At 57.3% G+C, this 11,928-nt stretch carries 7 protein-coding genes; 5 read left to right on the forward strand and 2 right to left on the reverse strand.

The features are described from left to right. Positions 1-176 precede the first annotated feature (176 nt). Positions 177-1,487, forward strand: a complete 1,311-nt coding sequence (locus GM668_RS00380; RefSeq protein WP_155436962.1) for a HEAT repeat domain-containing protein — start codon at positions 177-179, stop codon at positions 1,485-1,487. Between the two features lie 10 nt (positions 1,488-1,497). Here the strand turns inward: GM668_RS00380 and GM668_RS00385 are convergent, their stop codons facing one another. Further along, the gene (locus tag GM668_RS00385; protein WP_155436963.1) at positions 1,498-4,020 is read right to left on the reverse strand and encodes an ABC transporter permease; all 2,523 of its coding nucleotides are present in this window, start codon (positions 4,018-4,020) and stop codon (positions 1,498-1,500) included. A gap of 171 nt (positions 4,021-4,191) precedes the next feature. Further along, positions 4,192-5,205 (reverse strand): adenosine deaminase, encoded by a 1,014-nt coding sequence (locus tag GM668_RS00390; RefSeq protein WP_155436964.1) that lies wholly within the window; start codon positions 5,203-5,205, stop codon positions 4,192-4,194. Positions 5,206-5,677: 472 nt separating this feature from the next. On the opposite strand from GM668_RS00390, the gene GM668_RS00395 reads away from it, so the two are divergent. The 4 genes from GM668_RS00395 to GM668_RS00410 all read left to right on the forward strand — a co-directional run bounded on the left by GM668_RS00395 (position 5,678) and on the right by GM668_RS00410 (position 11,872). Further along, positions 5,678-7,600 carry a PrkA family serine protein kinase gene (locus GM668_RS00395; RefSeq protein WP_155436965.1) on the forward strand — a complete coding sequence of 641 codons (1,923 nt, stop codon included), beginning with the start codon at positions 5,678-5,680 and terminating at the stop codon, positions 7,598-7,600. A gap of 76 nt (positions 7,601-7,676) precedes the next feature. Next, positions 7,677-8,945 carry a YeaH/YhbH family protein gene (locus GM668_RS00400; protein WP_155436966.1) on the forward strand — a complete coding sequence of 423 codons (1,269 nt, stop codon included), beginning with the start codon at positions 7,677-7,679 and terminating at the stop codon, positions 8,943-8,945. Between the two features lie 129 nt (positions 8,946-9,074). Beyond that, the gene (locus GM668_RS00405; protein WP_155436967.1) at positions 9,075-10,613 is read left to right on the forward strand and encodes a SpoVR family protein; all 1,539 of its coding nucleotides are present in this window, start codon (positions 9,075-9,077) and stop codon (positions 10,611-10,613) included. Between the two features lie 596 nt (positions 10,614-11,209). Continuing rightward, the gene (locus tag GM668_RS00410; RefSeq protein ID WP_155436968.1) at positions 11,210-11,872 is read left to right on the forward strand and encodes an energy transducer TonB; all 663 of its coding nucleotides are present in this window, start codon (positions 11,210-11,212) and stop codon (positions 11,870-11,872) included. Positions 11,873-11,928: the final 56 nt, after the last annotated feature.

An 11,928-nucleotide genomic window follows, 5' to 3' on the forward strand; every position in this document is an offset into this window, starting at 1 on the left:
TGCAATATGGCCGGGCAGATGCCACTGCTAACGCATTATTAATTCCCAGCAAATTTCCGCTCGAAAACTGTGACAAAGTGTGAATTTATATCGGCATTCGTGGCCTATAGTGTTCTTTTATAAAGAGGAGGCACGACACCACGATGTCTCCAGGGGATGCTGGATAGGAGGCGATCATGCCGGATACTGTTACGGATACCAATGCAGCGCCCGCTGCGGCGCATACACAACGGCCACATGCGGCGGCAGGCGCCGTGGACTGGAATCAGCGGGCCGGTCCGCTATTCAAATTCGGACTGGCCGTAGGATTTGCCCTGATCGCACTGGGAATGGTGGCGATCAAGCTGGTCCTGCTCAACAGCGTGGTTGCCATCCTCGTCATATGCGCGGGACTGGGCATCATTTTGGGCGCGTTCGGTTCCGTCGTGACGATCAGCATTCCCATCCAGAGCGTAACGGTGGTCGGCGTTGCAGGCATTACTGTCTTCCTGTTTTCCATGTTGCTCGACAGGCTGGCCGAACGCTACGTCCGCGTCACCATCGGCGGCGACATCGTCGATGCGCAAGTCGAGTTTGTCGGCGACAGAAATTATCTGGGCGCCTTCCAGAAATCCGAACACTTCTATGACTTCATTATCTTCGGCAGTGAAATCAAACGTCCCTATTTGTCCCTGTACATCACCACTGCCGACAAACGGGAGTTTCTGTTCGAATGCATTTCCAGGGACGCCATCTCCCCGCAACTGGCTTCCGGCAGCACGCTATCGTGGAGGTTTTACAAGGAAAAAGGCATCCTCATCAATTCGATGGATAACAAACGGATTGCAGATATTGGCCAGTGCCGTGAAGCTGCTGCACAGCAGGCATCATGGGTGCAGTCCGGCCTGGCGCTGCTGACAGCGTGGCTTCCCGCCGCCTATGCGCAGCCAGCGGGGTCCGCCAAACCGCAAGCGCAGAACCGCAGCTATAGTCCCTACTTCGAACAATTCACGTCCGGCACCAGCCACGTCAGGCGCTCGGCCCGCACGTCCCTGGCCGAAGAAGGCTTGCCGGCGGTTGAACCGTTGCTGAGCAATTTTGCGGAAGGCCATGACAATTACCAGACCCGCCTGGGCACGGTGGTCACACTGACGGAAATGATCCGCAAGAACAAAAGCATGCGCCCCGAAATCATCGGCAGATTATCGGAAGACGATATCCGGCGCCTGACCGATGCCGTTGCCGACGAAGACAAAACCATCCGCGTCTACGCGTCCGAATTCCTGTATGAATTGGGCGACCCGCGAACTATCGATGCCGTGCAAAGGATCTATCACCACGCCAGCGAAGATGGCCGCTACAACTTGCTGCTGGTGCTGAAAGGCGCCATCCCTTATTCAAACGCCATGCAAAAGCGGGAAGCAGCGCTGTTCGCAAGCCGCATACGGGCCGAGGCACCGCCCCGGACCAGTGCGCTGGCCCAGTCGGTTGCCGACATGGCCCGCTAGCAACATCAGCTCACGCATTGCGCAGCGTCTGCAGCGGCGGATGTTTCAGCACGCTGCGCAAGCCGAGGTAGCCGCCAATGATGGCGCACAGTGCGCCTGCCGCCAGGCCAGCGGCCCACACACCGGGATTAAAGACCCAGTCGAATTTGAACTGGTACGTGGCCAGCCCCCATCCCATGGCGGCGGCGCCCGTGGCGGCCAGCACGCCTGCCAGCGCCCCCACCAGCAGGAATTCAATCAACTGTGCGCGCGACAATTGCTGGCGCGTGGCGCCCAGCGCGCGCAACAAGCCAGCTTCGCGCGTACGCTCATCCTGTGACCCCATCAGCGCCGCGTACAGCACCAGCACGCCGGAAATCAGCGTAAAGCCAAATAAAAACTCCACTGCGAGCATGACCTGGTCCAGTACGCCCTGCACCTGGCGCAGCACGGCGCCCACGTCCACGACGGTCAAATTCGGATAGTCGCGCGCCAGCGTATTGCCCATGGCCGCGTGCTGCTTCGGCAAGTGGAAGGCCGTGATCCAGCTCTGCGGCGTGTCCGCCATGGCTTTCGGGTTAATGACGACAAAGAAGTTCACGCGCATGGAGCCCCACTCCAGCTTGCGCAAGCTGGTAATCGTCGCTTCCACCGGTGAGCCCGCGATATCGAAGCGCATGCGGTCACCCAGCTTCAAGCCCAGTGTCTTGGCGATTCCCTCTTCCACCGATGCTTCCGGCTTGCCCTCTTGATCCGCATACCACTGCCCGGCCACGATCTTGTTTTCCGGCGGGATGTCCGCCATCGTCGACAAGTTGAATTCACGCTCGGCCAGGCCCTTGGCCCGCTCGTCCGTGTACGTGGTGGCCGTGACCGGCTTGTCGTTAATGGCCGTCAGGCGGCCCCGGATCATCGGATATAGCGGCACGTTCGCGACACCGGCGCCGGCGAGCTTGGCGGCAATCGGTTCTTTCTGGTCGGGCTGGATATTGATGATGAAGCGGTTCGGCGCGTCAGGCGGCGTGGCGTTGCGCCAGGCTGTCATCAAATCGCCCCGCACCACCGTCAGCAGCAGCAATGCCATCAAGCCCAGCGCCAGCGACACCACTTGCACCACCGTGGCGCCTGGACGCCGCTGCAGCGACGTCACGGCAAAACGCCATGCCTGGCTATGTACGGCGCCACGCAGCGGCTTCAAGACGTTCAGTCCCAGCCAGCCGATCAAGCCAAAGATGCCGAAGGCTGCCAGGAAGCCCAATCCCGTCAGCGACGCCAGTTTCACATCGCGCGCCTGCCACAGCAGCAGCGCAAAGAAGCTGGCCAGGCCCAGGCCATACGTGGCCAGCGCCATGGGTTGCGGTGCGGCGGCTTCGCGGCGGATCACGCGGTTATGGGGCACATTGCGCAATTGCAGAACAGGCGGCAAGGCAAAGCCTGCCAGCAGCAGCATGCCAACCGCCATGCCCTGCAGCGCAGGCACGATGGTCGCGGGCGGCAAGTCCGCCACCATCAAGGCGCCCAGTGATTTCAACAGCACGAAGTGGCTCAAAAAGCCCAGCGCCACGCCGATCAGCGAACCCAGCAAACCCACCAGCGCGAATTCAATCAGGTACAGCGCGGTGACCTGGTTTTGCGTCAAGCCCAGGCAGCGCAGCATGGCGCACGCGTCGAGGTTACGCGCCATGAAGCGGCGTGCCGCCATCGCCACCGCCACGGCAGCCAGCATGGCCGACAACAAGCCCACCAGCGACAGGAAGCGGTCCGCACGGTCCAGCGTCGCGCGCATTTCAGGGCGGCCGGCTTCCAGCGATTCCAGCCGCACATTGCGCAAGTTACCGGCTTTGATGGTTGCCTGCAGCCAGCCGTCAAACGCCTGCACGGCTTGGATGTCCTGCCCCGCGACCAGCATGCGGTACGTGATGCGCGCGCCTGGCTGGACCAGCCCCGTCGCCTGTAAATCATCTTCGCGCAGCATGACGCGCGGCGCGAAATTCATGAATGACGCGCCACGGTCGGGTTCTGCCGCGATCAGGCGGGCAATGGTGAAGGATTGGTCGCCCAGCCGGATCGTGCCGCCCACTTGCGTATTCAATGCCGGCAGCAGGCCGGCATCGACCCACACGGTGCCGGCGGCAGGGATATCGGCAGCGGGATCACCCAGGCCGTCATTGGCCTGTTCCGCGTTATTGGCCACGCGCACGCGGCCACGCAGCGGGTAGCCGCTGGTCACGGCTTTGATCGAGGCCAGTTGCGACAGCGACGCGTCGCCCTCGCCGGCCTGCGCCATGCTGGGAAAAACTACCGTGAAGGCTTGCTGCAAGCCGCGCCTGCGGGCTTCATCGCGCCACGCTTGCGGCGCGGGCTGGTCCGCAGTAATGACCATGTCGGCGCCCAGCAATTGGTGGGCGTCGCGGTCCAGTGCGGCGCGCAGGCGGTCAATGAAAAAGCCGGAAGCGGACAAGGCTGCCACCGCCACCACCAGCGCCACCAGCAGGAAACGCAACTGGCCGGCACGCCAGTCGCGCAAAGTCATGCGGATTGCTTGAGCAAACATCGGGTTCCCTGGTGGGCAAAGTTGACCAAGGTTAAATCATGGCGGGGGATTTTTAAGGGTGGCTTAATACGGGAATGCCATGCGGCAGGATCCCGTGGGGCGGGTTTGACTCGGCGCCCCCGGCTCGGCGCCCCCGGCTCGGCGCCCCCGCAAAACCCGCCCTACCGATTTTTAGGCAGGCAAGGCATTGAAATAGGCATCCACTTCGGCAAGGAATGCCTGCTTTTGCGCGTCCGGCAAAAACGCGGCGGCAAAGCTGTTGCGCGCCAGGCGCTGTGCATGCGACAAGCCCAGCGGCAGCGACTCGAACACGGCCAGGAAATTGTCGTTCATGTAGCCGCCAAAGTACGCCGGGTCATCCGAATTCACGGTCGCCACCAGCCCCGCATCCAGCAATTGCACGAGGTTGTGGTCCTTCATCTGGTCGAACACGCGCAGCTTGGTATTGGACAGCGGGCACACGGTCAGCGCAATGCCTTCGCGCGCGACGCGCTCCGTCAGCGCCTGGTCTTCCAGGATGCGCACGCCGTGGTCGATCCGCTCGACTTTCAGCACATCCAGTGCGGACTGGATATAGGCCGGCGGACCTTCTTCGCCCGCATGCGCGACAATGTGCAAGCCCAGGCCGCGGCAGCGTTCAAACACGCGGGCGAATTTTTCCGGCGGATGGCCCACCTCGGACGAGTCCAGCCCCACGCCGATGTACTTGTCGCGGAACGGCAGCGCCTGCTCCAACGTGGCCATCGCATCGTCTTCGGACAAGTGGCGCAGGAAGCACAAGATCAGCGACGCGGACACCGGGCTGTCCTGGCACGCGTTGTAGATGCCGTTAATGACGGTTTCCATCGGCACGCCGCGCGCCGTGTGCGTTTGCGGATCAAAGAAAATTTCCGTGTGGCGCACATTGTCCGCTTCCGCTTTTTTCAGGTAAGCGGCCGTCATGTCATAGAAATCCTGTTCCTTCAACAGCACGCTGGCGCCGGCGTAATAGATGTCGAGGAACGATTGCAAGTCCGTGAACGCATACGCCTGGCGCAGCGCATCGACGGAGGGATAAGTCAGCTTGACGCCGTTGCGCTCGGCCAGCGCAAAGATCAGTTCAGGTTCCAGCGACCCTTCGATATGGATGTGCAATTCGGCTTTCGGCATGCCTTGCACGACGGTGCGCAACTGACTGTTCATCATATTGGTTCTTTCATTGTTGGACAGGATGAGCGCAGTTTATCGCACGCACGAAATTCCATGCGTGCAGGCATGCACGCCTCAGCCATGATAATGTGGCGAAAAGGCACCGGAATAGCTGTAAAAAAGCGTAGAAAAACACATCGGAAACTTATATTTTCCGATTTAAATTCAACGTCTTACAGAAACCTATTAACGATATTGCGACATATGTTTTGACTTCCTGAAGCAGTGGAGCAATAATAAATTTCATCAACGTAAGATGCGTTACACAGAGCGCAAAACTATGCCGTCAAACATCCTCCGCACGGCCCAACAACACAGCACCGCGGCACGGGCAATCCGTGCCTCCGCAGGTCGCTGGAAGTACAAATCAATAAAACAATAGGGAGAAACACACTCACCAAACGCAAAGGCCAGCAGGCACCACTGCCGACCAAGTGACTAGCAGGTTTATTCAATAAAGGACATTCAAATGACCATTTTTGACAACTACGCAGCACGGTATGAACGCACCAGGGAAGAGGAAATGTCCATGTCCGAATACCTGGCGCTTTGCAAGAAGGATCGGCTCACTTATGCTTCCGCCGCGGAACGCATGCTTGCTGCCATTGGCGAACCGACGCTGGTTGACACGCGCAACGATACGCGCCTGTCCCGCATCTTCGCCAACAAGGTCATCAAGATCTATCCGGCATTCCGCGAGTTTTACGGCACCGAGGAAGTGATTGAACAAGTGGTGTCTTTCTTCCGCCATGCCGCGCAGGGCCTGGAAGAGCGCAAGCAGATCCTGTATCTGCTGGGTCCGGTCGGTGGCGGTAAATCGTCCATCGCTGAAAAACTCAAATCGCTGATGGAGCAAGTGCCGTTCTATTGCCTGAAAGGCTCGCCCGTCAATGAGTCGCCGCTGGGCCTGTTCAGCGAACAGGAAGACGGCACCATCCTCGAAGAAGATTACGGCATCCCGCGCCGCTACCTGCGCAATATCCCGAGCCCATGGGCCGTGAAGCGCCTGCATGAATTCAATGGCGACATCAACCAGTTCCGCGTGGTGCGCCGCTATCCATCGATCCTGAAACAGATCGCGATTTCCAAAACCGAACCAGGCGATGAAAACAACCAGGATATTTCGTCGCTGGTCGGTAAAGTCGATATCCGCAAACTGGAAGATTACGCGCAGGATGACCCGGATGCGTACAGCTATTCCGGCGGCCTGTGCCTGGCCAACCAGGGCTTGATGGAATTCGTTGAAATGTTCAAGGCGCCCATCAAAGTGCTGCACCCATTGCTGACTGCCACGCAGGAAGGCAACTACAAGGGGACGGAAGGCTTTGGCGCGATCCCGTTCGAAGGCATCATTTTGGCGCACTCGAATGAATCGGAATGGAAAGCGTTCAAGAATAACCGCAACAACGAAGCATTCCTGGACCGGATCTATATCGTCAAAGTGCCGTATTGCCTGCGCGTGACGGATGAGATCAAGATTTACGACAAGCTGCTGGCCAACTCGTCGCTGGAAAAAGCGCCATGCGCGCCAGGCACCTTGCGCATGATGGCGCAGTTCGCGATCCTGTCGCGCCTGAAAGAGCCGGAAAATTCGTCGATCTTCTCCAAGATGCTCGTCTACGATGGCGAAAACCTCAAGGATACGGATCCCAAGGCCAAGTCGATCCACGAGTATGTCGACTATGCGGGCGTGGATGAAGGCATGAGCGGCTTGTCGACGCGCTTTGCATTCAAGATCCTGTCCAAGGTCTTCAACTTCGACAATACCGAAGTGGCGGCCAATCCCGTGCACCTGCTGTATGTGCTGGAACAGCAAGTCGAACGCGAGCAATTCCCGCCAGAGACAGAACAGAAATACCTGTCGTACATTAAGGAACACCTGGCGCAACGCTACGTGGAATTCATCGGCAAGGAAATCCAGACCGCGTACCTGGAAAGCTATTCCGAATATGGCCAGAATATCTTCGACCGTTACGTGACGTTCGCCGACTTCTGGATCCAGGACCAGGAATACCGCGATCCGGATACGGGCGAATCGTTTGACCGCGAAGCGCTCAATAACGAGCTGGAGAAAATTGAAAAGCCGGCCGGCATCAGTAATCCGAAAGACTTCCGTAATGAGATCGTCAATTTCGGCTTGCGCGCCCGCGCCAATAATGGCGGCAAGAATCCGGCGTGGACCAGCTATGAGAAATTCCGCACGGTGATTGAGAAGAAAATGTTCTCAAATACGGAAGAGCTGCTGCCGGTGATTTCGTTCAATGCGAAAGCCTCTGCCGAAGACGCCAACAAGCACGCAGACTTTGTCGCACGCATGGTGGAAAAAGGCTATACGGCGAAACAGGTGCGGTTACTGTGCGAATGGTACCTGCGCGTGAGGAAGTCGTCGTAAGAGGTGCATAATGGGGCGTGGGGGATCATGATCCCCCACGAATCCGGCGCCAGCCGGAATAGAAGCAGGAGGCACTTTGACTCACCTCATCGACCGTCGTTTGCAGGGCAAGAACAAGTCCGCGGTCAACCGCGAACGGTTCCTGCGGCGATACAAAGGCCAGATCAAGGATGCGGTAGGACGCGCCATTAAAGGCCGCTCCATTACCGATGTCGAGAATGGCGAAAAAGTTTCAATTCCCGTCAAGGACGTGAACGAACCCACGTTTGGCCACGCCCATGGCGGCGTGTGGGAAGTCATCAATCCCGGCAACCAGGAATACCAGAAAGGCGACCAGATCAATCGCCCCAAAAGCGGCGGCGGCTCCGGCCGCGGCAAGGCAGGCAACAGCGACCAGACCACGGAAGATGATTTCATCTTCGAATTGTCGCGCGAAGAATTCATGAATTATTTCTTCGAAGACTTGGAATTGCCGCACATGGTGAAAACCCAGTTGACGGCTACCACGGAATTCAAGAACCAGCGCGCCGGCTATACCGTATCCGGCACCCCGTCGAATATCCACGTGCTGCGTTCGCTGCGCGGCGCACTGGGCCGGCGCATTGCCGTCGGCGGCAATTCCCGCAAACGCTTGACGGAAGCGGAACACGAATTGTCCGCGCTGCTGGAGGCGGGCGCCCCGCTCGACGATCCGCACGTGCTGGAATTAAAAAAGCTGATCCACCACTTGCATACGCGTTTGCTGGCGATCCCGTTTATCGACCCGTTCGACCTGCGCTACAGCAACCGCATCAAGGTGCCGAAGCCGATGACGCAAGCCGTGATGTTTTGCATCATGGACGTGTCCGGTTCCATGGATGAAAGCCGCAAAGACACCGCCAAGCGCTTCTTCATCTTGCTATACCTATTCCTGAAACGCGTCTACGAAAAAATCGAAGTGGTGTTCATCCGCCACCATACGGCGGCAGCGGAAGTCGATGAAAACGAATTTTTCCATTCGCGCGAATCAGGCGGCACCGTCGTGTCATCGGCGCTGCATTTGCTGAACAAGATCATCGATGAACGCTATGGCGGCGGTTCATGGAATTCTTATGTCGCGCAGGCGTCGGACGGCGACAACTGGGATAACGATTCCGTGCTGTGCAAGCAATTGCTGGTCAATAGCATCATGCCGAAAGTGCAGTACTACACCTATGTGGAAATCACGGACGGGCCGCCGCAAAACTTGTGGGAACAATATGCGCTGGTGCCTGACCACCACCCGCACTTTGCGATGCAAAAGATCGTGACACCGGCGGATATTTATCCGGTGTTCCGCGAACTGTTTAAGAAGCAACCTAAATAGAAATGCTGTCAAATTCCCCGTCATCCCCGCGGAAGCGGGGATCCATGCTGAGCGAATTGTGTCCGCTGCCTATGGATTCCCGCCTGCGCAGGAATGACGAGTTTGGCGGCTAGCCCTGAGAGCGCCTGTATGAACCAAATGACCAAACGCGTTCCCCACCCGCGCGCCCTGCCCGAACAGTCTGAATGGACATTCGAGCTGATCGAGCAGGCGCATGAAGAAATCCGCCGCGTGGCTGAAAACTTCGGCCTGGATACCTATCCCAACCAGCTGGAAATCATCACTGCTGAGCAAATGATCGACGCCTATACGTCGGTCGGCATGCCCGTGTCGTATAACCACTGGACATTTGGCAAGCACTTCCTCAGCACGGAAAAAGGCTACAAGCGAGGTCAGATGGGCCTGGCTTACGAAATCGTCATCAACTCGAATCCGTGCATTGCCTATTTAATGGAAGAGAATAGCCTGACGATGCAGGCGCTGGTCATTGCGCACGCGGCGTATGGCCATAACTCTTTCTTTAAAGGTAATTACTTGTTCCGCACGTGGACGGATGCGGAAGCCATTATTGATTACATGGTGTTCGCCAAGAATTACATTGCCGAGTGCGAACAGCGGCACGGCATCGATGCGGTCGAACTGTTATTGGATTCGTGCCACGCGATCCAGAACTATGGCGTGGACCGCTACAAGCGCCCGGCCAAGCTGTCGCTGGCGCAAGAACAGCTGAAGCAAAAGGAACGGGAAGAATACCTGCAGTCGCAAATCAATGACTTATGGCGTACCTTGCCCCGCCGTGAGGAAGAGGAAGTCGACCGCCCTCCTCCGCGCTTCCCGCAAGAGCCGGAAGAAAACCTGCTGTATTTTATAGAGAAGTACGCACCGCTGCTGGAACCGTGGCAGCGTGAAATGGTGCGCATCGTGCGCAAGATCAGCCAATACTTCTACCCGCAGCGGCAAACCCAGGTCATGAATGAAGGCTGGGCCACGTTCTGGCACTACACGATCTTGAACCAGCTCTATGATGAAGGCATCGTCGGCGACGGCTTCATGATGGAATTCCTCAAGAGCCACACGAATGTCGTGTTCCAGCCGCCCGTGCACAGCCCCTATTACAACGGCATCAACCCATACGCGCTGGGCTTTGCAATGATGCAGGATATCCGCCGCATCTGTGAAAACCCAACCGACGAAGACCGCGAATGGTTCCCGGACATTGCCGGCAGCGACTGGCGCAAGACGCTGGACTTCGCGATGCGCAATTTCAAGGATGAGAGCTTTATTGCGCAATACCTGTCGCCTAAACTGATACGCGAGTTCCACTTCTTTGCCGTGCTCGATGACGACAAGAATGAAAAGCTGGCGGTATCGGCCATCCACGATGAATTGGGCTACCGCTACCTGCGCCAGCAGCTGGCGGAACAGTACAACCTGGGCAACCGCGAACCGAATATCCAGGTCTGGTCGGTCAATACACGGGACGACCGCGCGCTGACCTTGCGCCATACGCAATTCAACCGCCGGCCGCTGAACCAGCAAGCAAATGAAGTATTGAAACACGTGGCGCGGCTGTGGGGTTTCGACGTGCACCTGGAAACCGTGGACCCGCATGGCAACGTCATCAACTCGATGGAAGTCAAGCGCGAAAAGCGCAATCGCAGCATTTGATGCTGCCTGGGCGGGCCGTCATCGGCTGTCGTAATGAGCGTTATCTATTACAGTGATGATGCCCGCTGGCTTTAAGCCGGATTTCAGGTCCGTGTGTATGAAAGTACTTTCCGCGACCGTAGGACGGGCCCTGAAACCCGCCGAAAACATGCCGGTTGCATAACATTAGAAGAAAATTCAGCCTTGGCCTGCGGGTCTCTGTCTGCGAAATTCTTCTATACTGCTTATTAAGCAAGAGGCTTGCAGTTGTGGAGGAGCAACGCCTGACGCAAAACTTTTGCGATGAAAATACCTCATCCGTTGTAATGAAATTCCGTTTTTTCGCGGTTGAGAAAACTTCATCAAGCCTGGCAAGCTCGACCATGAAAATCGCGCTTGAAAAGCTTGCTTTTTGTGCCAGAAAGGTGCAGGTCTGAACCCCCAAATGGGCCTAAGCACATGAAATTTAACCGGTTTTAGGAGCCAAATTTCTATGTAATTCTGAGAATTCGTATGTATAATTCCGCGACGTCCCGGATGCCGGTCCAGTAGCTTTCACGGTCCGTTTTGACGGGGTTCAAGTAGTACAAAGAGAGTTGGTATTGGAGAAAGCAGGCATGAATTTCACGCATAACGAGAAAGATACCGGGAAGAATTACACAGGTATTACGATCGTGGTCCTGTTGCACATCCTGATTGGCTACGGGATCGTAACGGGCTTGGGCAAGCGGCTGGTCGCCAAAATGACCGAGCCGGTTGAAACCAAGATCATCGAAGAAGTGGCACCACCACCGCCAAAAGAACTGCCACCACCGCCACCACCGCCAGAAATGAAGGCGCCACCACCGCCATTCATCCCTCCGGTTGAGGTGAACGTGCAAACCCCGCCGCCAGCGCAAAACGTTATTTCGAATGCGACTAACGTCAAGCCTGCGACGACGGAAATCCAGAAGGCCCCGCCAGCTGCCGCACCACCGGCACCGCCAGCGCCTCCTGCGAAAGTGGCTGCGACCCTGCCGAAAGGCGACTTGGAAAAGTGCAAACCAGAATGGCCAAAATCGTCGTTGCGTAACGAGGAAACCGGTACCGTGACGGTGGCATTCCTGGTGGGTGTGGATGGCCGCGTCGTTGAATCACGCGTCGAGAAATCCTCTGGCTTCCGTGATCTGGACAAAGCAGCACAAACTGGTCTGAGCAAGTGCATCTTTAAGCCGGCAACTGCAGACGGCCATCCGGTACAAGAATGGACCAAAGTGCAATACCTTTGGACGCTGGAATAAAAAACCGAGACGAACTAAAAAGTCTCTCTTAAGTAGTACCAGCTCGCTGAAAGATC

This window comes from Pseudoduganella ginsengisoli, assembly GCF_009720865.1.
Lineage (GTDB): Bacteria > Pseudomonadota > Gammaproteobacteria > Burkholderiales > Burkholderiaceae_D > Rugamonas > Rugamonas ginsengisoli.